Here is a 24,788-nt window from a genome sequence, read left to right as displayed (position 1 = left end):
CGCCAAGGGGTCATCTTCTGCCCTTCCGCACCGGTACTGAGTGTCAGATTTTTCCACTAGAACCACATATCGCGCACGCAGCGACCATCGCGCGGCAGGTCCTCGAACGTATGGAGACCATCGAAATGGTCGATTGGGAGGTCGGCGATGGCGTCAGGCGGCGCAAGCCTCACATTGACGGCGATCCGAGTGCGACTGTCGACACTGGATCGCAAACCACGCCATGCCAGAACGCAGGCGCATGTCGGACAGAACAGAATCTCAAGCGACGGGGTATCTTTTCCGGCGCGCGTATAAGACCTTGTCGATCCCGCAACGCGAATGCGTTCGTCCACATAATCGTAAGCCCACAGTGCGCCATAGCGGCGGCACATCGTGCAATTGCAGGCTGTGATCGAGCCGGGATCGCCCTCCAACGTCCAGTGGGCCGCGCCACAATGGCAGGTTCCGGTCAGCATCCGTCCTCCTTCACGTTCTGGCAGCAAAACGGCATATGGTTCCCAACATTGTGCCGGACCTGGTGCGATATTCAACAAGTTGTGGCGCGGCCTGCTTTCCCCCAAGATGTTCGTTGTTCTTGCCAATATCCTTGCCTTCGTGACGGGCTTTCGCCATGAAGGCCGATGCACTCCCCTTTGCCAGCCAGCCGACGCCAGCGGCTCGACGAACTTCTCGTCGCGCGCGGCCTGTTTCCCAGCCGCTCTCGCGCCCGCGACGCGATCGAGCGCGGTACGGTGACGGCCGATGGCGTCATCGCCCGCAAGCCCGGCCAGACCGTCCTGGCTGATTGCCTCATAGCCGTCGATGATCCGGCGCTGGGTTACGTGTCGCGTGCTGCGCTGAAGCTGATCGCCGGGCTCGATCATTTCGGTCTCGATCCCGCCGGCAGCGACGCGCTGGACGTCGGCGCCTCGACCGGAGGCTTCACTCAGGTCTTGCTTGAACGCGGCGCGGCACATGTCACGGCTATCGATGTCGGGCATGGCCAGATACATGCGGATATCGCTGGCGATCCGCGTGTGACGGTGATCGAGGGATTGAACGCCCGTGATCTTTCCGCCGCCGATCTTGCCGATCGCATTCCGGATTTTATCGTCTCCGATGTCAGCTTCATCTCGTTGAAACTGGCGCTGCCGCCGGCGCTCGCCATCGCCAGGAGCGGCGCCAGAGCAATATTTCTGGTCAAGCCGCAATTCGAGGCGGGCCGCGAGGCGATCGGCAAGGGTGGCTTGCTGAAAGACCCATATGATGCCGCGCGGGTTGCCGGCCTGCTGCGGGACTGGCTCGACGGCGTCCCCGGTTGGCGCTCGCTGGGATTGCATCTGTCGCCGATCGAAGGCAGCGACGGCAACCGCGAGTTCCTGCTCGCCGGGATCAAGGATGCCGGAGTCGAGAACAGGGGGATCGGAAGCCGATGAACGCGCGCTTCACGATCACACGACTGGGATCCCAGGGCGACGGCATCGCCGAGACGCAAACCGGCGAGCTTTTCATTCCGTTCACGTTGCCCGGTGAAACCGTCACCGCCGCGCGCGAAAAGGATCGCGCCACGCTTATGTCCGTGCTGGAGGCTTCGCCGCTTCGTATCGATCCCGCCTGCCGGCATTTCACCGAATGCGGCGGCTGCGCCATCCAGCATCTTGAGGCCGAAGCTTATCATCGGTGGAAGCGCGACAAGGTTGCGCATGCGCTGAACAGCAAGGGCATCACCTGCGACATTGACGCGCTGGTCCCGTGCGCGCCGCAGACGCGTCGGCGCGTTGGGTTCACCGCCCGACGGAGCGAGGCCGGCATGCGGCTCGGCTTTGTTCGCGCGCTGTCGTCCGAAATCATTTCCATCGAGGAATGCCCGATCTCGCTGCCGGAGATCGTCGCAAAGCTCGACCGTCTGAAAGCACTCGCCGAACTGGTTTGCGCAACGACGAAATCGTTCCGCATGACGGTCACGGTGACCGGTTCCGGCCTCGATGTCGCGGTTCACGAGTCCGGCAAGCTCGGCGAAAACCAGCGCCGCGTCGCCTCCAACTTCGTCATCGCTCAGGGGCTGGCAAGGCTTTCGATCGACGGCGAAGTCATCATCGAGCCCAAAAAGCCTGTTGTCATGTTCGGTGGCGTGGCTGTCGCGGTGCCGCCGGGTGCTTTCCTGCAGGCCACCGAGGCGGCCGAGCAGGCGATGGCGGACATCGTCGGCCGGCATTTGGTGCGCGCCAAAAAGGTCGCCGATCTCTTCGCCGGCTGCGGCAGCTTTGCGCTACGTCTCGCCGCAAAGTCGGAAGTCCATGCGGTGGAGGGCGATGCGGCAGCCCTTTCGGCGCTCGACCGCGCGTTCCGTTTCGCCAGCGGTCTGAAGCGGGTCACCAGCGAACGCCGCGATCTGTTCCGGCGGCCGCTTACATTCAAGGAGTTGAATACGTTCGACGGCGTTGTGTTCGATCCGCCTCGCGCCGGCGCCGAAGACCAGTCGAAGCAGATTGCCCGGTCCGACGTGCCGCTTGTCGCCGCGATTTCCTGCAATCCGGTGACGTTGGCACGCGACCTGCGCATCCTCATCGATGGCGGCTACGCCCTGAAAAGCGTGACGCCGATCGATCAGTTCCTGTGGTCGCCGCATGTCGAAGCCGTTGCGCTTTTGGAGAAGCCGAAACGACGGCGGTAACAGGTTTGCATTTGTTTGAACTTGAATTGCGCGTAAAATGAGCATATTTTTATCACATGCTGTTCAAAACGTGCTAGGATGTCACCATGAATGCCGCAGCTCTCGAAATTCGAGCATCGCGCTTTGGCGAGGAACGGACGCCATTTCTTTCGGCAAGACGGGTGGCTGAATTGCTGGGCGTCAATCTGACCGAACTGGCGGGCCTGATCGGCGTCGCGCGCAACACGCTTGCCGCCAAGACCGGCGCGCGCAAGGTCGATGCTGCATTGAGTCCGATTGTCCGTATCCTGGCGATGGCAGGCGAGATGGCCGGCGATGAACAGCGTGCGGCGATCTGGTTCAAGCATCAGCCGATCCCCGGCTGGGCGGGAAAGACCGCCTACGATCTCGTTCGAGAGGGCAAGACGGACAAGGTGCTTGCCTATCTGGAGGCAGTCCGCTCCGGCATCTATGCCTGACAGCAGGCTGAGCCTATGGCGTGCCTTCGTGCCGCGTTGGGCGCATCTCCCAGTTTCCGGCGAAGGAGCGGCCCGCTTTGGCGGGCGCTGGAATCCTGTGGGCACCCCGACCATCTATGCTGCGCGGGAATTATCCACCGCTTGGGCGGAGTACAACCAGGGCTTTGTCCAGCATCCGGCGGTGATTGCGCAGCTCGAACTTTCAGGCGCGCGGCTGGCCGACCTGACGGACGCTGATGTGCTGACCAAGCTCGGCGTGACGGCAGACATTCACCGATGCGAATGGCGCGACATCATGGATCAAGGCCTGGCGCCTGAGACGCACACGCTGAGAGATCGCCTGATTGCCGATGGGCAGCACGGCGTGATCTACCCGTCCTTCATGTCGCCGGGGGGCACATGCGTCGCCCTCTGGCGATGGAACGAGAACAACGCACCGCGTCTGAAGGTCATCGATCCCGACCATCGTTTGCCGAAAACCGCGGCTTCGTGGCTGTAGGGCAGTTCGAAACTGGCCGGCAGACGGCTATGCTTCTTGCACGCCGCTGTGGCGGTTCCCGCCACCGTTACAGTCACTTGCCAAGGACCGCGGGCGGCAGCGGCTGAGAGGGACCGGTTTTCGCGACCACAATAGCTGGCGCGGCCGGTCTATCAAACCCGTGTGCCGCCGACCGTCATCTGGTTCATCCTGAGATGCGGCTGGCCGACGCCGACCGGCACGCCCTGGCCGGCCTTGCCGCACATGCCGATGCCGGTGTCGAGCTTCATGTCGTTGCCGATCATCGAAACCCGATGCATGGCATCCGGCCCGTTGCCGATCAGCATGGCGCCCTTGATCGGCTGCGTTACCTTACCATTCTCGATCATGTAGGCCTCGGTGCAGCCGAACACGAACTTGCCCGAGGTGATGTCGACCTGGCCGCCGCCGAAGGAGACGGCATAGATGCCGTTCTTGACCGACGCGATGATTTCGTCCGGCTGCATATCGCCTGAGGTCATGTAGGTGTTGGTCATGCGCGGCATCGGCTGGTGCGCATAGCCTTCGCGCCGTCCGTTGCCGGTGGCCTCCATGCCCATCAGCCGGGCGTTCTGGCGGTCCTGCATATAGCCGACAAGCTTGCCGTCGTCGATCAGCACGTTGCGGGCCGACGGCGTGCCTTCGTCATCGACGGTCAGCGACCCACGCCGTTCGGCCATGGTGCCGTCGTCGACGACGGTGACACCCTTCGCGGCCACCTGCTGGCCCATCAGTCCGGCGAAGGCCGATGTCTTCTTGCGGTTGAAGTCGCCTTCCAGCCCGTGGCCGACGGCTTCGTGCAGCATGACGCCCGGCCAGCCGCTCGACAGCACGATGTCGAAGGTGCCGGCGGGCGCCGGGACCGCTTCGAGGTTGACCAGCGCCTGCCGCAGCGCCTCCTTGGCCGCGTGCTTCCAGCTCTCCTCGACCAGGAATTCGCCAAATGCCTTGCGTCCGCCCATGCCGTAGGAGCCGCTCTCCTGGCGGTCGCCGTTGCCGACCACCACCGACACGTTGATCCTGACCAGCGGGCGGATGTCGCGCACCATTTGGCCGTCGGCACGCACGATCTCGACATGCTGCCAGGAGGCGGCGAGCGAAGCCGTCACCTGTCGCACGCGCGGATCCTCGGCTCGCAGCCACGCATCGATTTCCTGAAGCAGCTTGGCCTTGGCCTCGAAGGAGGGCGAGGGGATCGGGTTCTCGTCGCCATAGAGATGGCGGTTGGTGCGGGCGGGTGCCGCGGCAAGCGTGCCGGAATAACCGCCCTTCACCGTCGAGACGGCGTCGGCCGCGCGCAGCAGCGATGCTTCGGAAAGATCGCTGGAATGTGCGTAGCCGCTCGCTTCCCCGGCGACAGCACGCAACCCAAAACCCTGGTCGGTATTGAAATTGGCGGTCTTCAGCCGCCCATTGTCGAACATCAGCGCTTCGCTTTCGCTGTATTCGAGGAACAGCTCGCCGTCGTCGGCGCCGTTGATGGTCTCGGCGACGATCTGTTTGATGCGATCGTCGGAAATGTCGAATTGGCCGATCAGGCTGTTCATGGCAGGTCCGTCCGTGGAAAGAGGTTGTCCTCACGATGTAGGCGCGAACGTGCGCCCAGACAATCGACGATGACCATTGTCTCGCCAAAGGCCAGTCACAATCGCTTTTTCGGATCTTGGGTTCTGACCGGTTCTCAAGGCAGGGCGGCGAACCCGTCGGCGAAACCCTTGAGCTCGACCGGGATGCCGATGCCTTCCTCCGGCGTTTGGAAGACGATGAAGGTGGCTGACGTTCCGGTCTTCAGCGTGTCGAGCAGCGGCTTTTCGAGAATGACCTCGGCGTAGCAGCCGTCCTGGAAGCAGCGCACGAAATAGGCCCGGCCGATGTCCTTGCCATCGACATTGAGGCCGAGCCCGTTGGGCAGCAGCACGCCGAGCGGCGCCAGCACACGCAGGATTTCAGCCTTGTTGTCGGCGGTGCGCAGCACGACGACGGAAAGCCCCATCTCTGGACGGTCCTCGGCGACGACGTTCTGCATCATCACGCATTGTTCCGATGTGGCGCCGGCCGGCGTGTCGCAGATGATCGACCACGCGCCATGCGTCGACCGCACCTTGCCGCTTGGCTGTGCAGCATTGGCCTGGCTGGACAGGCCGACGCCAGACAAGCCAACGCTAGACACCGCGGCGAGAAAGATGACGTTCGCCAAGGTTCTCGAAAGCCCAAGTGTCGAAAGCCCAAGTTCCCAAAGCCAAGAGTTCATGACGGCTCCAATGCGAATCACGGCACTTTAAGCCGCGCCAAGGGCAAGTAAAGGATGAGACCACTGCCGGCCTGCCTCGACCAAGGCAATTGTGCGCTTTTCCGTGCCAAATTCGCCCGAATTGCGACAGCCCGGCGCATTTTGCCAGGACAGTCCGCCGCTCGGGCTTCCGCGATCCGCCACCGCCGCGGCCGCCGCCAAAATGCGCAGCCGCGCTTGCGCGCAAAAATGCCGCACGGTTTCCTCCGCTCCTTTCTTGCGGAGGCAAATAGAGTATGGTTTGAACCAGCCTCGGGACTGTCCGGGATTCCCGTCCCGGCGTTGTTCGATATTCTTGCGGTCCGATCGCGAGGAACTGGGAGATAATGACGGCAATGAGAAAATTCCTAGCAGGCGCCAAACTCCTAGCGAGCGCTTGGGCTGCCGCCACATTGTTCACCGGCGCATCCGCCCATGCGGCCCAGCCTGCGCCGTGGGAAATGACCTTCCAGCCCGCCGCCACCGACATGATGCGGCAGATCGCCTGGTTCGAGCACTACACGCTATGGTTCATCGTGCCGATCACCCTCTTCGTGCTCGCTCTTATCGCCTATTGCATCTTGAAATTCCGTGCCAGCGTCAACTCGATCCCGTCGCGCACCAGCCATAACACGCTGATCGAGGTGATCTGGACGGTTGGGCCGGTCGTCGTGCTGCTCTGTCTCGCCATCCCTTCGTTTCAGCTCCTGACCGCGCAATACACACCGCCGGAAGAAGCTAAGCTGACCATTAAAGCGACCGGCAACCAGTGGAACTGGGACTACGAATACCAGACCGAAAACACGCTTTCCTTCAACTCCGCGATCCTGGCGGATTCTGACCGCGCGGCGGCTGGCAAGGAGGATCGCGGCGTTTATCCGCGCCTGCTCGCCGTCGACAACGAGATGGTGGTGCCGGTCAACACCATGACCCGGGTGCTGGTGACGGCGGCGGACGTGATCCATGCCTTTGCCATGCCATCCTTCGGCATCAAGACCGACGCGGTTCCGGGCCGCATCAACGAGGTCTGGTTCAAGGCGGAAAAGGAAGGCCTCTATTACGGCCAGTGTTCGGAGCTCTGCGGCAAGGACCACGCCTTCATGCCGATCGCGATCCGCGTCGTCTCCGACGCCCAGTACAAGACCTGGCTGGCGGCAGCCGGCACCGACCTTCCCGGCGCCAACAAGGCGCTGATGGCCGAGGTCGACAGCAAAGACAAGGTAGCGGCCGCCGGCAACTGATGCCGCGACCAGAAAAGATCAGGGAACGGAGCCGAACATGGCAGACGCTGCAGCTCACGACGATCACGACCATAAGCCGTATCATGGCTGGGTCCGGTGGGTGAATTCGACCAACCACAAGGATATCGGTACGCTCTATCTGATCTTCGCGATCATGGCGGGCTGCGTTGGCGGTGCCCTTTCGGTCGTCATGCGCATGGAACTGCAGGAGCCGGGAATCCAGATTTTCACCGGCCTGGCGCAGATGGTCTACGGCTTGAATGCCGACGCCGCGCTCGATGGCGGCAAGAGCATGTACAATGCCTTCACCACTGCGCATGCGCTGATCATGATCTTCTTCATGGTCATGCCGGCGCTGATCGGCGGTTTCGCCAACTGGATGGTGCCGATCATGATCGGTGCGCCCGACATGGCTTTCCCGCGCATGAACAACGTCTCGTTCTGGCTGCTGCCACCGGCTTTCATCCTGCTGATCATCTCGGCCTTCGTGCCGAGCGCGCCTGGCGCCTACGGCGTCGGCGGCGGCTGGACGATCTATCCGCCGCTATCGACGTCGGGCCAGCCGGGACCGGCGATGGACCTTGCGATCCTGTCGCTGCACATCGCCGGCGCGTCGTCGATCCTCGGCGCCATCAATTTCATCACCACCATTTTCAACATGCGCGCGCCTGGCATGACGCTGCACAAGATGCCGCTGTTCGCCTGGTCGGTGCTGATCACCGCTTTCCTGCTGTTGTTGTCGCTTCCGGTTCTGGCCGGCGGCATCACCATGCTTTTGACCGATCGCAACTTCGGCACCACCTTCTTCGCGCCGGATGGCGGCGGCGACCCGATCCTGTTCCAGCACCTGTTCTGGTTCTTCGGGCATCCGGAAGTCTACATCCTGATCCTGCCGGGCTTCGGCATCGTCAGCCACATCGTCTCGACTTTTTCGAAGAAGCCCATCTTCGGCTATCTCGGCATGGCCTATGCCATGGTCGCGATCGGTGCGGTCGGCTTCATCGTCTGGGCGCATCACATGTACACGACCGGCCTGTCGCTCGACACGCAGCGCTATTTCGTCTTCGCCACCATGGTTATCGCGGTGCCGACGGGGGTGAAGATATTCTCGTGGATCGCCACCATGTGGGGCGGGTCGATTTCGCTCAAAACCCCGATGCTATGGGCGATTGGCTTCATCTTCCTGTTCACTGTCGGCGGCGTTACCGGCGTCCAGCTTGCCAATGCCGGTCTCGACCGCCCGCTGCATGACACCTACTACGTGGTCGCGCATTTCCATTATGTGCTGTCGCTGGGCGCGGTCTTTGCCATCTTCGCCGGCTGGTACTACTGGTTCCCGAAGATGACCGGCTACATGTATTCGCCTGTCATCGCCAACACCCACTTCTGGATCACCTTCGTCGGCGTCAACCTCGTCTTCTTCCCGCAGCATTTCCTCGGCCTGTCCGGCATGCCGCGCCGCTATATCGACTATCCGGATGCGTTTGCCGGCTGGAACATGGTGTCGTCCTACGGCTCGTATATTTCCGCCGTCGGCGTGGTCATCTTCCTCTACGGCGTGTTCGAGGCGTTCCAGAAGAAGCGGGTAGCTGGCGCCAATCCATGGGGCGAGGGTGCAACGACGCTCGAATGGCAGCTGCCTTCGCCGCCGCCCTTCCACCAGTGGGAACAGCTGCCGAAGATCAAATAGGCGGCTGCCTCGGCGAATACGGAACCGCCGGTCCGCCCGGCGGTTTTGGCCAACGGAATGATGGACTTTAAGTACGCATGGCCCTTGTCGACGACACATTGACTGACGAACCGGGCTTTCGCATGTCGGAAGCAACGGCGGGCGATTTCTTCGCCCTGTTGAAGCCGCGTGTGATGTCGCTGGTGGTGTTCACCGCCTTTGTCGGTTTGGTCGCGGCCCCCGTGACCATCAACCCGCTTCTGGCGGTGATCGCCATCCTGGCTATTGCCATTGGTGCTGGCGCGTCCGGCGCGCTCAACATGTGGTATGACGCCGATATCGATGCGGTGATGACCAGGACCGCTGGCCGTCCTGTGCCGGCCGGCCGCATCCGGCCGGGCGAGGCGTTGAGTTTCGGTCTGGTGCTGTCGGTGCTGTCGGTGATGACGCTCGGCGTGCTTGTCAACTGGCTGTCGGCGACGCTGCTGGCCTTCACCATCTTCTTCTATGCGGTCGTCTACACGATGTGGTTGAAGCGCTGGACGCCGCAGAACATTGTCATCGGCGGTGCTGCCGGCGCCATTCCGCCGGTGATCGGCTGGGCCGCGGTGACCGGAACGGTCAGCCTGGAAAGCGCCGTCCTGTTCCTGATCATCTTCCTGTGGACGCCGCCGCATTTCTGGGCGCTCGCTCTCTTCAAGTCCGAGGACTATGCCAGGGCCGGCATCCCGATGATGCCGAATGTCGCCGGCCAGGCTTCGACCCGACGCCAGATCTTTGCCTACGCGCTGATCCTCGCGCCGGTTGGCGTGCTGCCATGGGCGCTCGGTTTCACCACGCCCGCCTATGGGGTCTTTGCGGTGCTGCTCGGTGCCGGCTTTGTCTGGTATGCGTGGAAGGTGCTGCAGATGGCGGACGACGACCATGTGATGAAGCCGGCCAAGGCATTGTTCGGCTACTCACTGCTCTACCTCTTCGCCATCTTCGCCATCTACCTTGCCGACTGCGTTGTCGCGCGCGTGCTGGCCATGGGCGGAGCATGACCATGGCCGATAAGAAACTTGAACTCGTCACGCTGACCGAGCGCCAGCAGAAGGCCCGGCGCAACCGTTCGGTAGCCATCGGCCTGGCGCTGGCGGTGCTTGTCGTCATCTTCTATATCGCGACCGTCGTGAAGTTCGGTCACAACCTCACCGGAACGATGTGAGGCTCAAGATGAACCGCAAAACAGTGACCCATCCTCAAAAGAGGAACACCAACCGCATCGTCGCCGGCGTCTGCATCGCCTTTTTCGGCGGCATGATCGGCATGGCCTATGCTGCGGTGCCGCTCTACGCGATGTTCTGCCAGGCGACCGGTTACGGCGGCACCGTGAAACGCGCAACGCAGCAATATGCCGACCGCGTGCTTGATCGCGATATCACCATCCGCTTCGACGCCAACACAGTCGGCGTGCCATGGCAGTTTGAGCCAGTCGACCGCTCGATCACCATCAAGATAGGCGAGACGGCGCAGGCGCATTATAGCGCGACCAACAAGTTCGTCCGGGCGACTACCGGCCGCGCGACATTCAACGTGCAGCCGGAACTGGCGGGATCTTACTTCAACAAGGTCGAGTGTTTCTGCTTTACCGACACGACGTTGAAGCCTGGCGAGACGCTGGACATGCCGGTCGTGTTCTATGTAGATCCCGACATCGTCAATGCGCCGGAACTGAAGGACCTGAAGACGATTACCCTGTCCTACACGATGTTCCCGGTCGAAAAGAACGAGAAGAACAAACCGGTCGCGTCGTCGGCGCCGGCCGAAGGCACAAGCAACAAAGTTTCACATACCGAACGAAGCCTCGGGGGTTGATATGGCAGACGCGCACGCAAAACCACAACATGACTACCATCTCGTCGACCCGAGCCCGTGGCCGTTCCTTGGCTCGGTCGGCGCGCTGGTCACCGCGATCGGCGGCGTCTGTTACATGCAGTATCTCAAGGGCGGCGATTTCCCGATCTTCGGCTTCAACATCGCCAATCCGTGGCTGTTCTTCATCGGCCTTTTGATCGTTATCTACACGATGTACGCCTGGTGGTCGGATACCATCAAGGAAGCGCATGAAGGCCACCACACGCGTGTCGTGTCGCTACATCTACGCTACGGCATGATCATGTTCATCGCTTCCGAGGTGATGTTCTTCGTCGCCTGGTTCTGGGCTTTCTTCGACGCCAGCCTGTTTCCCGGCGAGGCACAGCAATACGCCCGCGCCGCCTTCACCGGCGGTGTATGGCCGCCGAAGGGCCTCGAGGTTCTCGACCCCTTCCACCTGCCGCTCTACAACACCGTCATCCTGCTTTTGTCGGGCACTACGGTGACCTGGGCGCACCACGCGCTCATTCATGGCGACCGCAAGGGGCTGATCAACGGCCTGGTGCTGACCGTCGGTCTCGGCATGCTGTTCACCATGGTGCAGGCTTACGAGTACATTCACGCCCCGTTCGGCTTCAGGGATTCGATCTACGGCGCCACTTTCTTCATGGCGACCGGCTTCCACGGCTTCCATGTCATCATCGGCACGATCTTCCTGCTGGTCTGCCTGGTCCGTGCGATGAAGGGCGATTTCACGCCCAAGCAGCATTTCGGCTTCGAGGCGGCCGCCTGGTACTGGCACTTCGTCGACGTGGTCTGGTTGTTCCTGTTCGCGTCGATCTATGTCTGGGCCTCGAGCGGCGCGGTCATTGAAGGCCACTGAAATCTTCTTGAGCAAATCGACGAGGCGGCTGCGGCGACGTGGCCGCCTTATCTTTTGGGGCGAAGGGCACTAAGGTATCGCAATGAGCGACGACAAGGCGATCTGGCCACCAATCGATCCGATTTCGGCTGGCCTGCACGGCCGCTGCCCGCGCTGTGGCGAGGGACCGCTGTTTTCCGGCTTCCTCACGGTCGGCAAACGCTGCGCCAATTGCGGCCTCGACTATTCCTACGCCGATGCCGGCGACGGGCCGGCGGTGTTCGTCATCCTGATCATCGGCTTCATCGTCGTCGGGCTGGCGCTGTGGATGGAGGTGACGCTGAACCCGCCGCTCTGGCTGCATCTCGTATTATGGATACCGCTAACGCTGGCGCTTTGCCTGGGCGCGCTCAGGCTGATCAAGGGTGTGCTCTTGACGCTGCAATACCGTAACAAGGCGGCAGAGGGCAGGCTGGACCTCGGCGAATGAGCACGACATCCGGTTCAGTGGCAGGCCTTTCGCGACCAAAGACGGCATTGCTGCTTGGCCTAGGCCTCGTGCTGTTCTTCATTTTGCTTGGGCTAGGCACCTGGCAGGTGCAGCGCCTCTACTGGAAAGAGGGTCTTATTCAGACTATCGACCAGCGCACGCACTTTGCGCCTGTGCCTTTGGCCGAGGTCGAAAAGCGGTTCACCTCCACCGGCGACGTCGACTACACGCCGGTGACGGTATCAGGCACTTTCATGCATCAAGGCGAGCGACATTTCTTCGCGACCTGGGAAGGCCAGTCGGGTTTCGATGTCTTCACGCCCTTGCAGCTGGAGGACGGCCGCGTCGTTCTGATCAATCGCGGCTTCGTACCGTACGATCTCAAGGACGCGGCCAAGCGCCCGCAAAGCCAGGGTGCGGGCAAGGTGACGGTGACGGGGCTCGCCCGCAATCCGCTGCCGGCAAAGCCCTCGATGATGCTTCCCGACAATGATCCGCAGAAGAACATCTTCTACTGGAAGGATCGCGACGCCATGGCGGCCAGCGCCGGTCTGCCGGCCGGCGCGGGGCTGGTGCCGTTCTTCATCGACGCGGACGCCACGCCGAACCCGGGTGGGCTGCCGGTCGGCGGCGTTACCATCATCGACCTGCCGAACAGCCATTTGCAATATGCCGTAACCTGGTACGGCCTTGCCGCTGCCCTTGCCGGCGTCCTCATCTTCATGCTTCGCCGCCCGGCGAAAGACGCATCGGCCCGAAAATCGGAATCGATTTTCGGAAAGCACGATGCGTAGATAAAAGTGTTAGAGCGTACTTTGTGCGTCCAAATCGACGCACGTCGCTCTAATGATCGGCACCGGCGCCCTTGACAGGGCAGGGGTGCGCACCTCATTTCGCGCCTTGAGTTCAAGACTTGAGTTCATGCTACGACAACCGGCCGGTAATCATGCTTCACACGACCACAAAGCCACCGCTGACGATAAGGCTCTGCCAACCGCGGGGCTTCTGCGCCGGCGTCGACCGCGCCATCCAGATCGTCGTGCTGGCACTGAAGAAATACGGTGCGCCGGTCTACGTCCGCCACGAGATCGTCCACAATCGCTACGTCGTCGAGGGGCTGCAAAGCCTCGGTGCGGTGTTCATCGAGGAGCTCTCCGAGATACCGGCGGAGCATCGCCAGAGCCCGGTCGTCTTTTCGGCCCATGGCGTGCCGAAGTCGGTACCGGCGGACGCCCAGGCCCGCAACCTCTTCTATCTCGACGCCACCTGCCCGCTGGTGTCGAAGGTCCACAAGCAGGCGATGCGCCACCGGCGGCTCGGCCGCCATGTGCTTCTGATCGGCCATGCCGGCCACCCGGAAGTGATCGGCACGATGGGGCAATTGCCGGACGGCGCCGTCACCTTGATCGAGACCGAAGCCGACGCGGCGAATTTGGTGCCCGCAGACGCGCAGGCGCTCGGTTTCGTCACCCAGACGACGCTGTCGGTCGAGGACACCGCCGGCATCATTCGAGTGCTTAAGGATCGTTTTCCCGATTTGCATGCGGCGGCAGCGGAATCGATCTGCTACGCCACCACCAACCGCCAGGAAGCGGTCAAGGAGACCGCCGCGGGCTCCGATCTCTTCCTGATCGTCGGCGCCCCCAACTCCTCCAATTCGCGGCGTCTCGTCGAAGTGGCCGAGCGCGCCGGCGCCTCGATGTCGCTTCTCGTGCAGCGCGCCTCCGAAATTCCGTGGACTGACATTGCCGGCATCTCGACGCTCGGTCTGTCGGCAGGCGCGTCGGCGCCGGAAATCATCGTCGACGAGATCATCGATGCATTCCGGCAGCGCTTCAACGTGACGATCGAGCTGGCGGTGACGGCGACAGAGACCGAGGATTTTCCGGTGATGCGGGTCCTGCGCGATGTCGAACTGACGGCGGCCGACATGGCCTTCGTCAACGGAGCCGCGTGAAGAGCCCATGGCGGTCTACACCGACGTCAACGAAGGCGAGCTCGGCGCGTTCCTGAAGGCCTATCCGGTCGGCGATCTCCTGTCCTACAAGGGCATCGCCGAAGGGACCGAGAACTCGAATTTCCTGCTGCACGCGACCAGCGGCTCCTACATCCTGACGCTCTACGAAAAGCGTGTCGACAAGGCCGACCTGCCGTTCTTCCTCGGCCTGATGGGCCATCTCGCCAGGAAGGGCATTTCCTGCCCGCTTCCGGTGACGGCGCATGATGGCAACGTCATCGGAATGCTTGCCGGCCGGCCGGCGGTCATCATCACTTTCCTCGAAGGCCTTTCGCTGCGGCGGCCGACATCAGCGCATTGCGGCGAGGTCGGCAAGGCGCTGGCGGCACTGCATCTTGCCGGCGCCGACTTTCCGATGACCCGTCCGAATGCCCTTGCAATCGATGGCTGGCGCAAGCTGTGGAGCGCCGCTCGCCTTCGCGCCGACGAGGTCGAGCCGGGACTGGCGGCCGAGGTCGATGCCGACTTCGCCGATTTCGAGCGGAACTGGCCCAAAGACCTGCCGGAGGGCATCATCCATGCCGATCTTTTCCCGGACAATGTCTTCTTCCTCGGCGAGAAACTGTCCGGGCTGATCGACTTCTATTTCGCCTGCAACGATCTCTACGCCTATGATGTCGCTACCTGCCTCAACGCCTGGTGTTTCGAGAAGGATTTTTCCTTCAACCTGACCAAGGGCACGGCGCTACTTGCCGGCTACCAAAGCGTGCGGCCCTTGAGCGGCGAGGAGAAAGCTGCGCTGCCTATCCTGGCACGCGGCTCGGCGCTGCGTTTCATGCTGACCCGGCTTTACGACTGGCTGACCGTTGCCAATGGCGGGCTGGTCGTGAAACGCGACCCGACCGAATATATCAGGCGGATGCGCTTCCACCGGGCGATCAAATCTCCTTCCGAATACGGACTGACATGACCAAGCGCGTTGAAATCTTCACCGATGGTGCCTGTTCAGGCAATCCGGGGCCTGGCGGTTGGGGGGCGGTCCTACGCTTCAACGGTGTCACGAAAGAACTGTCGGGCGGCGAGGCTGCGACCACCAACAACCGCATGGAACTTTTGGCCGCCATCTCGGCGCTCAATGCGCTGAAAGAACCTTGTGCTGTCGATCTTTATACCGACAGCAACTATGTCAAGGACGGCATTTTCAGCTGGATCGACGGCTGGAAGCGCAACGGCTGGAAGACCGCTGCCAGGCAACCGGTGAAGAATGCCGAGCTGTGGCAGGCACTCGACGAGGCGCGCAACCGCCATCAGGTCGTCTGGCACTGGGTCAAGGGCCATGCCGGCCATCCGGAGAACGAACGTGCCGACGAGCTGGCGCGGCTCGGCATGGCGCCGTTCAAGAAAGGCCCCGTCAAGACCGCGACGCCGAAGCCAGGTCCGCAGTCGAAGCAGCCGGCGGTCGCAAAGCCACGGCGCTCGACCCAGAGTTATTGAATTCCGGCTGCGGGTCCGCTCTCTGGCAGGAAGACCTCTATCATGCCGATCGCATACTACATCACGCATCCCCAGGTTCGGATCGATGCCAATGTTCCAGTGCCAGAGTGGGGGCTATCCGACACCGGTCGAGCGAGAACGTCTGCAATGCTCGATCAGCCGTGGGTTCGGTCGATCCGGCGTATCGTGTCATCGGGTGAACGCAAGGCGGTAGAAACCGCCGAGATACTCGGAAGGCATCTCCGCCTTGAGGTCGAGGTGAGGGAACGGATGCATGAGAATGACCGATCGGCAACCGGTTTCCTACCGCCTGCGGAGTTCGAAGCGGTCGCGGACCAATTCTTCGCCAATCCATACAGCAGCATTCGCGGATGGGAGCGGGCTATCGATGCTCAGCATCGTATTCTGAGCGAGTTAGACACTGTGCTCGGCACAGATGACGCCGCCGACGTTGCTTTCGTGGGCCACGGAGGTGTCGGAACGCTTCTGCTGCTTTCTCTCGGCGGGCGGGAGATCAGCCGCCAGGCGGATCAGCCAGCGGGCGGCGGGAACTATTTCGCGTACGATATCCGCGCGCGTCGCGTTGTCCACGGATGGCGGCCGATCGACAGGCTGGCGCAACACCGCGACGATTAATTTGGCTAACGGATCAGCAGCGCCGTGCCGAAAAGCCCGAGCGCGAACACCGTATGTGAGACGAGATTGAGGGCGCGGATCTGCATCGGGTTGGGGCGCTTTGATGCGGCCCAGCCGGCGCCCATGCCGGGCGCCAACAGGAACCAGCCGGCACCCACGGTGACGATGCCGAGGATGAAGGCCGGCAGGAAGGTCGGCGCGGCCAGCCACGCCGCTCCCGCCAAAACGGTCAAAATGATGCCGTAGACGATGCCGACAAAGTAGTGGAAGGCCCAGCCCAGCGCCGATTCATGCGCGTAGGGTGCTGCCTCGCCGATATCGTCGTGGAATACCTTGCCGTCTCTGAGATGCCAGACCCAGCGGCCAACCAGTCCCCAGTTCGGCCGCGGCTGAGCAAATACCATGTTCAGGAAAATCGCCCAGAGGTCCATGAGCGCCGTGGCGCCGATGCCGATCGCCACAGCGCGCCAGAAGTGGTCAAACATCATTGAGGTCCCCCAAAAGCAAGCAACTCCGAAGAGCTAGCGCACGAGCCCGAAAACCGGTACCGGTTTTGTTGGATCATGCGGCTCAGAAGTCCTGGAGCGTCCTTTGCACGCCCAGTTGGACACTCGGCGCTCGACTAAGCGTGATCGTCAGGCCAAAAGGACCGTGGCAAACCTTGGCCTATGTTGTCGCCAAAACGGAAAGCTGTCCGAGAATGTGAGCCGCACCGGATTCATCGACGCCAGGCTTTGTCTCGACATTGAGCGCGGTGACCTTGCCGTCGTCGACGATCATCGAAAACCGCTTCGAGCGCAGCCCCATGCCGCCGCCGGAAAGATCGGCGTCAAGGCCGATCGACCTGACGAAATCGCCATTGCCATCGGCAAGATAGAGGATCTTGCCTTCACCGCCGCTGAAGCGGGCCCAGGCGCCCATCACGTGAACGTCGTTGACCGCGACGACGGCGATGGTGTCGACGCCGCGCGCCAGGATGGCGTCGTAATTGTCCAGATAGCCGGGCAGATGATTGTTGGAGCAGGTCGGCGTGAAAGCGCCGGGAACGGCGAACAGCACCACCTTCTTTCCCGAGAAGATCTCGGCCGTCGTGATCGCTTTTGCGCCGTCGGCAGTCATCGTCTTGAAGGTCGCTTGGGGCAGCTTGTCGCCAACGGCAATCATCATCGAGGTCCTCACTTGAGAGATGGAAGGGAAGTGTCCTTGCGATAGCGAATTCAGCCGTTCCCCGCAACCGTCGGGGAGGCTGGGCAAAGGATGTTCGCCCTGAACATCCTTTGCTCGGGATCAAGGAAACGGCAGCAGGCCTTCGACGGCGCCGGCCGCGGTTGTCAGCGTGTAGTAAAGTCCGCCATCCGTCGGCGTCGTCGTCGGCCTGTCGAGGATCGGCACGGCAAACACCAGCTTGCCATCCTTTTCGCTGCGGGCCGGCACGCCGAACATGTAATCCCGCTCACCGGCGACGAAGAAATCCGCCGCTTCGGGACTGCCCGGAAAGCTCGCCTCGACAATCAGTGTCTCGCGGTCGCCCGGCAGGATATTGACGCCGAAATCGGGTCTTGCGGGCGCAGGCAGCGTTGCAAGGGCCGCCTTCACCAAAGCGGCGTCTTCGGCATTGTCCGGATCGGAGCCCGGATCGATGGTCAGCTTCGTCTGCAGCGGGATGCAGATCGTCTCGCAAATGCCGAGAAAGATATCGGCATCGATGACGGCCGGCTCGTTCGGCGCCGACAGCGTGAATGTCACCGGCAGCGAAACCGGATGGTCGTAGCCGGCCCATTTGCCGTAGCCGTCGTCGTGGCGCTGGGGCGGCGGAAACGAAAACGTCGCGTTGGCAATGTTGGTGCTGGCCGAGATATCGATTTGCGGCGGCACGCCCGCGTCGCCCGGATCGCGCCAGTAGGTTTTCCAGCCAGGCTTGAGCGCAATATCGAGGACGCCATGGATGCGCCCGGCTTCGTCGGGCTTGCCGCTGGTCACAAGCCGCACTCTGCCGCCTTCGCTATTGTACCAGGTCGACGAAGAGGCTGCGGCAGGGAGGCCGGTTCCACATCCGACAGCGGCGCTGAGCAGCAGGACTTTCAAACTTTGCATGGCGCTGATTTGACCGTCCGTTCATGGCTGCGCAATGACTTCATGGCGTCGCTGTTATCATATTTGCGTGACCTCGGGCACAGCTTTTGCGTGACCTCGGGCACAGCTTTTACGTGACCTCGGGCACAGCCTTTACGTGACCTCGGGCACAGCTTTGCCTGACCTTAGCTGCACATCCGCGACCAAATCGCGCGCGGCGCATCTTTTCGGCGCTCCAGAAACGCGTTACGCTCCTCTCATGGACTTGTTGCGCCACAAGAAGATGGCTGCGGGACGCGGCTTTCTCGACGACCAGTTCCTGATTGCCATGCCCGGCATGAAGGACGACCGCTTTACGCGCTCCGTCATCTACATTTGCGCGCACAGCGACGAAGGCGCGATGGGCCTGGTCATCAACCAGACGCAGCAGATGCTGTTTCCGGATCTGCTCGTGCAGCTCGGCATCATGAACGAACAGGAGGCGATCCGCTTGCCCGCGCAGGCCCGCGACTTCGTCGTGCGCAACGGCGGACCGGTGGACCGCAGCCGCGGCTTCGTCCTGCATTCGGGCGACTACCGAGTGGAATCGTCGCTCGCCGTCTCCGACGACATTTGCCTGACCGCGACCGTCGACATATTGCGCGCCATTTCGTCGGGCCGTGGGCCCCGGCACGCGCTGATGGCACTCGGCTATTCGGGCTGGGGCGCAGGTCAGCTGGAGAGCGAAATCGCCGAGAACGGTTGGCTGACCTGCCCGGCAAATGCGGAGCTTCTGTTCGATACCGACATCGAGCGCAAATACGACCGGATTCTCGCCTCGATCGGTATCGACCTCGCGCATCTCAGCCTGGCGGCCGGCCACGCCTAGTGGTGAAAACCCGATACCTGGCTGGCTACCGCTGCATTGCCGACGCCAGCCGTTTGCCCAAATCGTAGACGAGATTCTCGATACCGGCTGTCCAGGACAGGTCAGCCTCTTTCACGCGGCTTTCGACATCGCTGTATTTGCCGATGCGCGCTTCTAAGAAGGAGCGCAGGCGCTGGTGGAACTGGCCAACGGTGAGCTGTTTTCCCTCGGCCCTGAACATCGCGGTATTGAAGCGCGCCGCCTTGGGGAAGATTTTGCTGGCCGTGGCATTGGGCGTCTCGTCGGCGTTCGACAGGAGCTGTGCTGCGCCGTTGGTGCCAAGGAAATGGGGGAGGTAAAGATCCCTTTCGTCCATGGCCTTCTCGAGACGGGCTTCGATGCGTTCCTTGGCCGCGAGAAGGTTCTTGGCCGCAAGTGCTGCCGACAGATAGGGATCGCGCCTGAATTCAAGAATGCGCTGTTCATCGGCCTTGTCGTCGACGAAATGGTGTTCGCGCTTGCCCTCTAAGCGGATCCGGATCAGTTCCGCTTCGTCGCCCAGGCCGAACTCTGCACCGTACTTCTTCACCGCCTCGAGCCATGTCTGGTCGAGGAACTGCATAAGACCAAGTGCCGACCCTTTTGGCGGGCGATTGTTGAGGTCGAAGGAGGACTCCTTCTCGGCGATCGCGAAAAGGGTGTCGGCAGGAAATTGGGTGTCCTTGGCGGCACGCAGAATCTCGCTGGCAATGTACTGCGACACCTTGTATTCGCCGAACTCGTGCACCGACATGCCGATGACGATCTGTTCCGCGCCTTCGGAAAGGATGGCCACGGTACCCTTCAATGCGTCGGCCAGTATGCCTTCTCCCTTGCGTCGGGAGGTCGACGTGGTGCCCGGATCGATGATGTCGAACTCGGGCGCGGCCGAGGGGAAACTCAGAGCGGAGGACGGAACAGCAGTGGCAACTGCGGCTTCGGTCACTCCGTTGACCAAGACTCCCGAATAGACCGGCCATGGCACGGCCGCCACTGTCGCCGCCAAGCCAAGCCCCGCGATCCTTTTCGACAAAGGCCGTCCGCCCGAAAGGATGACGTCTGCGCAAGCAAAGAATTCGCGTGTTCTTTGGAGTGACGCCAGGTCCCCCTCCGTTCCTTGTCTAGCCGCCCAGATACTTTTGGGCAGATCTATTTCCAACGTTGAGCCGTCAACGTCGAAAAAAGACAAGAAGAACGGTCAGTGCTTGCTCTAGCTAGTCATGGATCGTGGCGGTACAATGGCCGCAATGCGGCGAGGACAGTTCGTAATGTACAATAAGAAGATTTTATCGAGCGTTGCGTAGGCGATGCGTTGCTTGTGAAGAGAGATCTTTTAGCCTTTGGCCGTCGCTAGATTGGCGCTGAGCTCGAAGGCTAATCCCGATCCATTGCCATACGGTTGCAGCACGGGCGCACTCTCGCTCACGATCTCCTCCACGACGCGCTTGCGTTCCTGATCGCCCATTTCCTTGGCTAAAGAACTCATTCCGACCAGTGCCATCGTATTCAAATGCAGGAAAGGTGCGCCTTCCCCGAAGTGGATGGTGCGCGAAATAATCCTTGATCGGACCTCGTGGAAGCCGGCGTCTCGCAGCAGCGCCTCAAGTGGAGCCGCTTCCCCGAAGCTGTACCGTTGATCGGCGATGGCGCCCAGATGGCGCTCCGCGACGCGGCGCAGTTCGCGAAAGAACGGGATTTCGTCGTCCGGGCGCCACATGGCGATCGCCAGCCTGCCACCCTTCGCCAGCGCGCGACGCATCTGCGTCACCGCCGCGGGTCTGTCAGGAAAGAACTGCAGCCCTTGCTGGCAGACGACCACGTCGAACGTCTCACCGTTACGCAGAGGCAGCTCGCCGGCATTGCCCTGGCGCCAGTCAATGGCTGGTTCTACAGCCCGCGCCACGGCAAGCATGTCCGGGCTGATGTCGACGCCGACGATATATCCGGCTTCACCGAGCCGCTCTCTTGCAACGCGCGCCACTATTCCTGTTCCACAGGCGATATCGAGTAGGCGATCGCCCGAAGACAATTCCAGCTCGTCAAGAGCCATCTCGGCCCATGGACGGAAGAGAGGGCCGACCAGCCACCGCTCGTACATCTGCGGGAAACTTGCCTGGTTCACTGCGCAACTGGGCAAGGTCATGATTGTACTCCCTCAAATTTCCATCCGGTCATTGTGAGCCTTCTCCCGCGCTCCTTCGGCGAGCGCGATTCCAACGAAGCAAGAAAGTTGCAGTCGTTTCGGAGAAAAAGGAAATGCCAATATTTCATCGCGCCGATGCAAGGCTGTCATCGGGAAAGGGCGATCCATGGAGATACACGAAATCCGCTACTTCCGGGTAGCGTCGCTGCTGCGTGACCCAGCCGGCGCTGACCCGCGCTATCCAGAAGCTCGAGGCCGAGCTTGGAGGGCATCTCTTCCACCGCGAGCATAGCCATATCTCACCGACTTTGCGCGTCTCATGCAGCCACATCGCCCAAATGCGCAGCGATTGAGTGTCGGTAGTCCTGGGTCGGGTCGGTACCGGTCCGAGGACCACCAGGGCGGCAGAACGCATCTAAAATCAGCTTCAGCAACAAACGCCTAGCCTGGCCAATCGAAGCTCTGGGCAGCTCGGACCATTGCCGCCGTCGCCGGGCTATAGGGCCGGCCCGGAACGCTAGCCAGGGACACGGTGCGTGCCACCGCGGGTTCGATCAGCGGACGCTGCAGAAGTTCAGGCGATGTCACCGAATATTCAGGCATGAAGGCGAAGCCGATCCGCGCCAGCACCATTGATTGGATCCAATCCTCGCGCTCGGAACGAAAGCGGGCATAAAGGCTGACGTTTCTTTCCCGGCACACACCCATCACCAGGTCCCGCATTTCGCAGGACAGACGATCGACATAGGGTTCTTGAGAGAGATCGACCAACTTGATTGCATTGAGGCTCGCAAGCCGGTGATCCGGCGCGAATACGACGACGTAGCGCTCACTGTAGAGATCATGGACGCGGAAAGCCGCTCCCAGTCCCTCCAGCGGATTGAGGACGGCCAGATCGAGATCGCCTTGCTCAAGCCTGTTTTTCAGTTCCTGCACGCTCGCCTCGCTGACTTCAAGCTCGACGCCATGATAGTCGCGCTGGAACTTTGCCAGGAACCGGGCGAGCTTCACATGGCCGATGGTCGACATGACGCCGAGGCGGATCGGCACCTGGTTGAGCAGCCTGAAATTGTCGGCAAGCGTCCTGGTGGCGTGGGCCTCCTGCATGATCTGCTGAAGATGCGGCAGAATGGAGCGCCCGAACTCACTCAGGAGGACGCGCTTTCCCTCGCGGTGGAACAAGGGCGCGCCAAGCTCATCCTCGAGCGTCTTGACCGCTTTGGTGAGCGCCGGCTGAGACACATTGCAATCGGTGGCTGCCTTGGTGAAATTCAGCATCTTCGCGGCAGCAAGCACGTAGCGGACCTGAAACATCTCCATGGCGAGCCCTCCCGAGGCGGTTCCACGAAACGACATTGTAGCCCTTTCATCGATAACTGTCGGCTATCGATCGATAGAAAAAATGTCGTTCTCTTTCGCCCGCCGCTGCATTCAACTCCTGTGGTCACTGTTCATAGGAGGAGATCTGGAAATGACTGTCTACATGGTGGAACGCGACCTCAAGGGCATCAGCATGGAAGCTCTGGGAGATGCGCAGAAGGCGGCGATCAGCCAGGCCGCCGAGATGACATCCAAGGGCACCGACATCAGCTATCTGCGCTCGACCTTCGCACCGGAGGACGGGCGCTGCATGTGCCTGTTTGACGCTAATTCCGAGGTCGACGTGAAGCGTCTAAACGACGATGCGGGGCTGCCCTATCACAGAATCGTGCCGGCGCTCGATCTTACCCCATAGGGCTGGCGTGACCGGGCTCGCGATGGCTATCCGGGCCCGGTGTTCTTGCGGAGTAATACAGCGCGCCAGTTTGAATCTTTGGAACGACGGAAGGGCCAAGACGTTCGTGCTGCATCCGCCAGCCACACGCTTGTCGTTGCCAGGAGAGTCGGAGCATGTTTGGCAACTCGGGCACCCTTCCTCTGCCTCGCCCGCTTGAGCGTCGTGTGGATACTCTTGCGCAGTCGTTCATGCGCCAGCGGCTCGGATCGCGGATGGACTTCTCGACCCCGCAGGGCGAGCCGGCGCTGTTGCCGCCGGACTCGTTGTCGTGGCGTATTTTCAAGAACCCGGTTGCGCTGTTCATCGGCGGGGTTACGGCGGTGCTGCTCGAATTGGCAGAGCCGCGGGTTCGCGACGCCATTTGGCAGCACAGCACATTCCGCTCCGACGCGCTCCGACGATTGCAGCGCACTGGCCTCGCCGCCTTGGTCACGGTCTACGGTCCCCGGACCAAGGCCAAGGCCATGATTGAAGGTGTGGTCAGGATGCATGGCCGCGTTTCAGGCCAAACCAGCGAAGGTGAGCCATACCACGCCACCGACCCGGAGTTGCTGGACTGGGTGCAAGCTACGGCCGGTTTTGGTTTCATGGAGGCGTATCACGTCTATGTGCATCGTCTGCATTTTTTCGAACGGGACGCGATGTTTGCTGAGGCTCGCCCCGTCGCACTTCTCTATGGTGCGGCCGGCGCGCCCACGTCTCAGGCCGAGCTTTACGCGCTGTTCGACGTGATGCGGCAAAGACTCGTCGCATCGCCGATCGTCCTGGAATTCCTGCAGATCATGGAAGACGTTCCCGCCTTGCCGGAAGTGGCTCGGCCGCTTCAGCGGCCATTTCTGAAGGCGGCTGTCGAGATCCTGCCCCGCTGGGTCCGCAAGCGGTTGGCACTCGGCGACCACTGGACGTTGAAGCCGTGGGAGCGCGCTTTTGTGAAGACGACGGCTGCAATCTGCGAGAGCATGGTGCTCCCTTCATCTCCGGCCGTCCAGTCGTGCCGTCGCCTCGGCCTTCCCGAGAACTATCTCTATCGCCGACAGAAGGCACCCAGAACACGGGCGTACGGTCGCGATCATGCGGGTCATCAGTTTGATGCCCGCATAACGGAAAGCGACGGGTCGAAAGTGCGGCAATGGCCGCCCTAAGCCCGAAAGCGACGATCAGTGGAGTCGAAACTTCTTATCATTTCGACCTGACAGGCTGTCGGACATGCTCCGCTGGAAGCCGCCCGGGAAGTTCCCTCGCGATCCTGTTCAGGGCGTCGCGAGGCCGGTCCCGCGACGGGCCGCATCGACGCTCCACGCGCCGCCTCCCGCGAAAAAGAAGTACAGGAAAATGAAGCAGTAGAGGATCGACGAGTCGCCCTGGTTGACTACCGGAAAGAAGCTTTGCGGTGCATGCGCCATGAAATAGGCGGCCGCCATGTTGCCGGACAGAATGAACGCAACCGGCCGGGTGAAGAGGCCGAGGGCAAGCAGCGCGCCTCCGATCAGCTCGATCAATGCCTGAATTACAAGAAATCCCGACAGTTGCATCGGCTCGGGAGCGGGCGGAAAATTGAATAACTTTTGAGTTCCGTGCTCCAAAAACAGCAGCGCCGACATGATCCTCACGACGCTTAACCACACCGGAGCCCAGGCAGAAATCTTGTCGAAATTCATCAGTTGGCCTCCATCATGACCCGGTGATTCCGGCCAGCAGGCTGAATTGTCAGCGGGTCTGCTCTTCGCACCGATTTCGCCAAGAGGGTATGATGCACAGCGCGAACCGTAAACCAATACTCCCGTTCACAGTCGCGTGACCTCC

29 protein-coding genes and 1 pseudogene are annotated in these 24,788 nt (G+C 61.6%); 20 read left to right on the top strand and 10 right to left on the bottom strand.

From position 1 onward, the window contains the following. Positions 1 to 56 precede the first annotated feature (56 nt). On the bottom strand, positions 57 to 458 hold the full coding sequence (locus ACWTU7_RS15835; protein ID WP_455839108.1) for a GFA family protein: 402 nt from the start codon (positions 456 to 458) through the stop codon (positions 57 to 59). A 165-nt stretch (positions 459 to 623) separates the two neighbouring features. On the opposite strand from ACWTU7_RS15835, the gene ACWTU7_RS15830 reads away from it, so the two are divergent. The 4 genes from ACWTU7_RS15830 (at position 624) to ACWTU7_RS15815 (ending at position 3,613) form a co-directional block, all read left to right on the top strand. Continuing rightward, entirely contained in the window at positions 624 to 1,418 is a 795-nt protein-coding gene (locus ACWTU7_RS15830; RefSeq protein ID WP_455839109.1) for a TlyA family RNA methyltransferase, read from the top strand. Further along, positions 1,415 to 2,656, top strand: a complete 1,242-nt coding sequence (locus tag ACWTU7_RS15825; RefSeq protein ID WP_455839110.1) for a class I SAM-dependent RNA methyltransferase — start codon at positions 1,415 to 1,417, stop codon at positions 2,654 to 2,656. The genes ACWTU7_RS15830 and ACWTU7_RS15825 overlap by 4 nt, the downstream gene beginning before the upstream one ends. Positions 2,657 to 2,742: 86 nt before the next feature. Next, positions 2,743 to 3,114 carry an antitoxin Xre/MbcA/ParS toxin-binding domain-containing protein gene (locus ACWTU7_RS15820; protein ID WP_029355607.1) on the top strand — a complete coding sequence of 124 codons (372 nt, stop codon included), beginning with the start codon at positions 2,743 to 2,745 and terminating at the stop codon, positions 3,112 to 3,114. After that, the gene (locus tag ACWTU7_RS15815; RefSeq protein ID WP_455839111.1) at positions 3,107 to 3,613 is read left to right on the top strand and encodes an RES family NAD+ phosphorylase; all 507 of its coding nucleotides are present in this window, start codon (positions 3,107 to 3,109) and stop codon (positions 3,611 to 3,613) included. Before ACWTU7_RS15820 ends, ACWTU7_RS15815 begins: the two co-directional genes overlap by 8 nt. Before the next feature lie 152 nt (positions 3,614 to 3,765). On the opposite strand, the gene tldD is transcribed toward ACWTU7_RS15815, so the two are convergent. Together tldD and ACWTU7_RS15805 are read right to left on the bottom strand one after the other, a co-directional pair. Continuing rightward, positions 3,766 to 5,178, bottom strand: a complete 1,413-nt coding sequence (gene tldD / locus ACWTU7_RS15810) for a metalloprotease TldD (protein ID WP_287368807.1) — start codon at positions 5,176 to 5,178, stop codon at positions 3,766 to 3,768. A 134-nt stretch (positions 5,179 to 5,312) separates the two neighbouring features. Continuing rightward, the gene (locus ACWTU7_RS15805; RefSeq protein WP_455839112.1) at positions 5,313 to 5,882 is read right to left on the bottom strand and encodes an invasion associated locus B family protein; all 570 of its coding nucleotides are present in this window, start codon (positions 5,880 to 5,882) and stop codon (positions 5,313 to 5,315) included. A gap of 374 nt (positions 5,883 to 6,256) precedes the next feature. Between ACWTU7_RS15805 and coxB the strand changes: the two genes are divergently transcribed. The 12 genes from coxB (at position 6,257) to ACWTU7_RS15745 (ending at position 16,106) form a co-directional block, all read left to right on the top strand. Continuing rightward, entirely contained in the window at positions 6,257 to 7,141 is an 885-nt protein-coding gene (gene coxB / locus ACWTU7_RS15800; RefSeq protein WP_029355617.1) for a cytochrome c oxidase subunit II, read from the top strand. Positions 7,142 to 7,178: 37 nt separating this feature from the next. Beyond that, positions 7,179 to 8,831, top strand: coding sequence for a cytochrome c oxidase subunit I (gene ctaD, locus ACWTU7_RS15795; RefSeq protein WP_029355618.1), 1,653 nt, complete (start codon positions 7,179 to 7,181; stop codon positions 8,829 to 8,831). A 77-nt stretch (positions 8,832 to 8,908) separates the two neighbouring features. Further along, on the top strand, positions 8,909 to 9,853 hold the full coding sequence (locus ACWTU7_RS15790) for a heme o synthase (RefSeq protein ID WP_095518298.1): 945 nt from the start codon (positions 8,909 to 8,911) through the stop codon (positions 9,851 to 9,853). Positions 9,854 to 9,855: 2 nt separating this feature from the next. Beyond that, positions 9,856 to 10,017 carry a hypothetical protein gene (locus ACWTU7_RS15785; protein ID WP_077381685.1) on the top strand — a complete coding sequence of 54 codons (162 nt, stop codon included), beginning with the start codon at positions 9,856 to 9,858 and terminating at the stop codon, positions 10,015 to 10,017. Positions 10,018 to 10,025: 8 nt separating this feature from the next. After that, entirely contained in the window at positions 10,026 to 10,667 is a 642-nt protein-coding gene (locus ACWTU7_RS15780; RefSeq protein WP_065006307.1) for a cytochrome c oxidase assembly protein, read from the top strand. 1 nt (position 10,668) lies between these two features. Next, positions 10,669 to 11,550: a cytochrome c oxidase subunit 3 gene (locus tag ACWTU7_RS15775; RefSeq protein WP_029355624.1), complete on the top strand. Its 882-nt coding sequence runs from the start codon at positions 10,669 to 10,671 to the stop codon at positions 11,548 to 11,550. 82 nt (positions 11,551 to 11,632) lie between these two features. Beyond that, a complete protein-coding gene (locus ACWTU7_RS15770) occupies positions 11,633 to 12,019 on the top strand; it encodes a DUF983 domain-containing protein (RefSeq protein WP_455839113.1) in 387 nt (128 codons plus the stop codon). Continuing rightward, on the top strand, positions 12,016 to 12,813 hold the full coding sequence (locus ACWTU7_RS15765; protein ID WP_455839114.1) for an SURF1 family protein: 798 nt from the start codon (positions 12,016 to 12,018) through the stop codon (positions 12,811 to 12,813). The genes ACWTU7_RS15770 and ACWTU7_RS15765 overlap by 4 nt, the downstream gene beginning before the upstream one ends. A gap of 152 nt (positions 12,814 to 12,965) precedes the next feature. Beyond that, positions 12,966 to 13,976: a 4-hydroxy-3-methylbut-2-enyl diphosphate reductase gene (gene ispH, locus ACWTU7_RS15760; protein ID WP_455839115.1), complete on the top strand. Its 1,011-nt coding sequence runs from the start codon at positions 12,966 to 12,968 to the stop codon at positions 13,974 to 13,976. Between the two features lie 7 nt (positions 13,977 to 13,983). Next, entirely contained in the window at positions 13,984 to 14,946 is a 963-nt protein-coding gene (locus ACWTU7_RS15755; RefSeq protein WP_029355632.1) for a homoserine kinase, read from the top strand. After that, a complete protein-coding gene (rnhA, locus tag ACWTU7_RS15750; RefSeq protein ID WP_455839116.1) occupies positions 14,943 to 15,470 on the top strand; it encodes a ribonuclease HI in 528 nt (175 codons plus the stop codon). The genes ACWTU7_RS15755 and rnhA overlap by 4 nt, the downstream gene beginning before the upstream one ends. 42 nt (positions 15,471 to 15,512) lie before the next feature. Then, on the top strand, positions 15,513 to 16,106 hold the full coding sequence (locus ACWTU7_RS15745) for a histidine phosphatase family protein (protein ID WP_455839117.1): 594 nt from the start codon (positions 15,513 to 15,515) through the stop codon (positions 16,104 to 16,106). 5 nt (positions 16,107 to 16,111) lie between these two features. Here the strand turns inward: ACWTU7_RS15745 and ACWTU7_RS15740 are convergent, their stop codons facing one another. From ACWTU7_RS15740 to ACWTU7_RS15730, 3 genes are all read right to left on the bottom strand, one after another. Beyond that, positions 16,112 to 16,591, bottom strand: coding sequence for a DUF2938 domain-containing protein (locus ACWTU7_RS15740; protein WP_455839172.1), 480 nt, complete (start codon positions 16,589 to 16,591; stop codon positions 16,112 to 16,114). A 181-nt stretch (positions 16,592 to 16,772) separates the two neighbouring features. After that, positions 16,773 to 17,273, bottom strand: a complete 501-nt coding sequence (locus tag ACWTU7_RS15735) for a peroxiredoxin (protein WP_065006230.1) — start codon at positions 17,271 to 17,273, stop codon at positions 16,773 to 16,775. A gap of 120 nt (positions 17,274 to 17,393) precedes the next feature. Further along, positions 17,394 to 18,200: a protein-disulfide reductase DsbD domain-containing protein gene (locus ACWTU7_RS15730; RefSeq protein ID WP_287350495.1), complete on the bottom strand. Its 807-nt coding sequence runs from the start codon at positions 18,198 to 18,200 to the stop codon at positions 17,394 to 17,396. 238 nt (positions 18,201 to 18,438) lie between these two features. Here ACWTU7_RS15730 and ACWTU7_RS15725 point away from each other — a divergent pair, with 238 nt between their 5' ends. Continuing rightward, a complete protein-coding gene (locus tag ACWTU7_RS15725; protein WP_023799312.1) occupies positions 18,439 to 19,047 on the top strand; it encodes a YqgE/AlgH family protein in 609 nt (202 codons plus the stop codon). Positions 19,048 to 19,072: 25 nt separating this feature from the next. Here the strand turns inward: ACWTU7_RS15725 and ACWTU7_RS15720 are convergent, their stop codons facing one another. Together ACWTU7_RS15720 and ACWTU7_RS15715 are read right to left on the bottom strand one after the other, a co-directional pair. Continuing rightward, the gene (locus ACWTU7_RS15720) at positions 19,073 to 20,098 is read right to left on the bottom strand and encodes a transglycosylase SLT domain-containing protein (protein WP_455839118.1); all 1,026 of its coding nucleotides are present in this window, start codon (positions 20,096 to 20,098) and stop codon (positions 19,073 to 19,075) included. 300 nt (positions 20,099 to 20,398) lie between these two features. Continuing rightward, positions 20,399 to 21,163 carry a class I SAM-dependent methyltransferase gene (locus ACWTU7_RS15715; RefSeq protein WP_455846527.1) on the bottom strand — a complete coding sequence of 255 codons (765 nt, stop codon included), beginning with the start codon at positions 21,161 to 21,163 and terminating at the stop codon, positions 20,399 to 20,401. A 211-nt stretch (positions 21,164 to 21,374) separates the two neighbouring features. Between ACWTU7_RS15715 and ACWTU7_RS15710 the strand changes: the two are divergent. Then, positions 21,375 to 21,495 (top strand): annotated as a pseudogene (locus ACWTU7_RS15710) (LysR family transcriptional regulator); the annotation flags it as partial. 154 nt (positions 21,496 to 21,649) lie between these two features. On the opposite strand, the gene ACWTU7_RS15705 reads toward ACWTU7_RS15710, so the two are convergent. Beyond that, positions 21,650 to 22,528, bottom strand: coding sequence for a LysR family transcriptional regulator (locus ACWTU7_RS15705; RefSeq protein ID WP_036267457.1), 879 nt, complete (start codon positions 22,526 to 22,528; stop codon positions 21,650 to 21,652). 151 nt (positions 22,529 to 22,679) lie between these two features. Between ACWTU7_RS15705 and ACWTU7_RS15700 the strand changes: the two genes are divergently transcribed. Next, positions 22,680 to 22,943, top strand: coding sequence for a DUF4242 domain-containing protein (locus ACWTU7_RS15700; RefSeq protein WP_455839120.1), 264 nt, complete (start codon positions 22,680 to 22,682; stop codon positions 22,941 to 22,943). A gap of 155 nt (positions 22,944 to 23,098) precedes the next feature. Next, on the top strand, positions 23,099 to 24,127 hold the full coding sequence (locus tag ACWTU7_RS15695) for an oxygenase MpaB family protein (RefSeq protein ID WP_455839121.1): 1,029 nt from the start codon (positions 23,099 to 23,101) through the stop codon (positions 24,125 to 24,127). Positions 24,128 to 24,235: 108 nt separating this feature from the next. Here the strand turns inward: ACWTU7_RS15695 and ACWTU7_RS15690 are convergent, their stop codons facing one another. Then, complete coding sequence (locus tag ACWTU7_RS15690) at positions 24,236 to 24,643, bottom strand: DoxX family protein (RefSeq protein ID WP_455839122.1); 408 nt, start codon at positions 24,641 to 24,643, stop codon at positions 24,236 to 24,238. Positions 24,644 to 24,788 lie beyond the last annotated feature (145 nt).

It is taken from the genome of Mesorhizobium sp. BHscii (genome assembly GCF_053848065.1).
This window is presented reverse-complemented; position numbering and strand designations above follow the sequence as displayed.

Bases quoted from the DNA above. Each gene is read 5' to 3' on its own strand.
- ACWTU7_RS15835 (WP_455839108.1), bottom strand. From the start codon at position 458: ATGCTGACCGGAACCTGCCATTGTGGCGCGGCCCACTGGACGTTGGAG.
- ACWTU7_RS15830 (WP_455839109.1), top strand. From the start codon at position 624: ATGCACTCCCCTTTGCCAGCCAGCCGACGCCAGCGGCTCGACGAACTT.
- ACWTU7_RS15825 (WP_455839110.1), top strand. From the start codon at position 1,415: ATGAACGCGCGCTTCACGATCACACGACTGGGATCCCAGGGCGACGGC.
- ACWTU7_RS15820 (WP_029355607.1), top strand. From the start codon at position 2,743: ATGAATGCCGCAGCTCTCGAAATTCGAGCATCGCGCTTTGGCGAGGAA.
- ACWTU7_RS15815 (WP_455839111.1), top strand. From the start codon at position 3,107: ATGCCTGACAGCAGGCTGAGCCTATGGCGTGCCTTCGTGCCGCGTTGG.
- tldD (WP_287368807.1), bottom strand. From the start codon at position 5,178: ATGAACAGCCTGATCGGCCAATTCGACATTTCCGACGATCGCATCAAA.
- ACWTU7_RS15805 (WP_455839112.1), bottom strand. From the start codon at position 5,882: ATGAACTCTTGGCTTTGGGAACTTGGGCTTTCGACACTTGGGCTTTCG.
- coxB (WP_029355617.1), top strand. From the start codon at position 6,257: ATGAGAAAATTCCTAGCAGGCGCCAAACTCCTAGCGAGCGCTTGGGCT.
- ctaD (WP_029355618.1), top strand. From the start codon at position 7,179: ATGGCAGACGCTGCAGCTCACGACGATCACGACCATAAGCCGTATCAT.
- ACWTU7_RS15790 (WP_095518298.1), top strand. From the start codon at position 8,909: ATGGCCCTTGTCGACGACACATTGACTGACGAACCGGGCTTTCGCATG.
- ACWTU7_RS15785 (WP_077381685.1), top strand. From the start codon at position 9,856: ATGGCCGATAAGAAACTTGAACTCGTCACGCTGACCGAGCGCCAGCAG.
- ACWTU7_RS15780 (WP_065006307.1), top strand. From the start codon at position 10,026: ATGAACCGCAAAACAGTGACCCATCCTCAAAAGAGGAACACCAACCGC.
- ACWTU7_RS15775 (WP_029355624.1), top strand. From the start codon at position 10,669: ATGGCAGACGCGCACGCAAAACCACAACATGACTACCATCTCGTCGAC.
- ACWTU7_RS15770 (WP_455839113.1), top strand. From the start codon at position 11,633: ATGAGCGACGACAAGGCGATCTGGCCACCAATCGATCCGATTTCGGCT.
- ACWTU7_RS15765 (WP_455839114.1), top strand. From the start codon at position 12,016: ATGAGCACGACATCCGGTTCAGTGGCAGGCCTTTCGCGACCAAAGACG.
- ispH (WP_455839115.1), top strand. From the start codon at position 12,966: ATGCTTCACACGACCACAAAGCCACCGCTGACGATAAGGCTCTGCCAA.
- ACWTU7_RS15755 (WP_029355632.1), top strand. From the start codon at position 13,984: ATGGCGGTCTACACCGACGTCAACGAAGGCGAGCTCGGCGCGTTCCTG.
- rnhA (WP_455839116.1), top strand. From the start codon at position 14,943: ATGACCAAGCGCGTTGAAATCTTCACCGATGGTGCCTGTTCAGGCAAT.
- ACWTU7_RS15745 (WP_455839117.1), top strand. From the start codon at position 15,513: ATGCCGATCGCATACTACATCACGCATCCCCAGGTTCGGATCGATGCC.
- ACWTU7_RS15740 (WP_455839172.1), bottom strand. From the start codon at position 16,591: ATGTTTGACCACTTCTGGCGCGCTGTGGCGATCGGCATCGGCGCCACG.
- ACWTU7_RS15735 (WP_065006230.1), bottom strand. From the start codon at position 17,273: ATGATGATTGCCGTTGGCGACAAGCTGCCCCAAGCGACCTTCAAGACG.
- ACWTU7_RS15730 (WP_287350495.1), bottom strand. From the start codon at position 18,200: ATGCAAAGTTTGAAAGTCCTGCTGCTCAGCGCCGCTGTCGGATGTGGA.
- ACWTU7_RS15725 (WP_023799312.1), top strand. From the start codon at position 18,439: ATGGACTTGTTGCGCCACAAGAAGATGGCTGCGGGACGCGGCTTTCTC.
- ACWTU7_RS15715 (WP_455846527.1), bottom strand. From the start codon at position 21,163: ATGTACGAGCGGTGGCTGGTCGGCCCTCTCTTCCGTCCATGGGCCGAG.
- ACWTU7_RS15705 (WP_036267457.1), bottom strand. From the start codon at position 22,528: ATGGAGATGTTTCAGGTCCGCTACGTGCTTGCTGCCGCGAAGATGCTG.
- ACWTU7_RS15700 (WP_455839120.1), top strand. From the start codon at position 22,680: ATGACTGTCTACATGGTGGAACGCGACCTCAAGGGCATCAGCATGGAA.
- ACWTU7_RS15695 (WP_455839121.1), top strand. From the start codon at position 23,099: ATGTTTGGCAACTCGGGCACCCTTCCTCTGCCTCGCCCGCTTGAGCGT.
- ACWTU7_RS15690 (WP_455839122.1), bottom strand. From the start codon at position 24,643: ATGAATTTCGACAAGATTTCTGCCTGGGCTCCGGTGTGGTTAAGCGTC.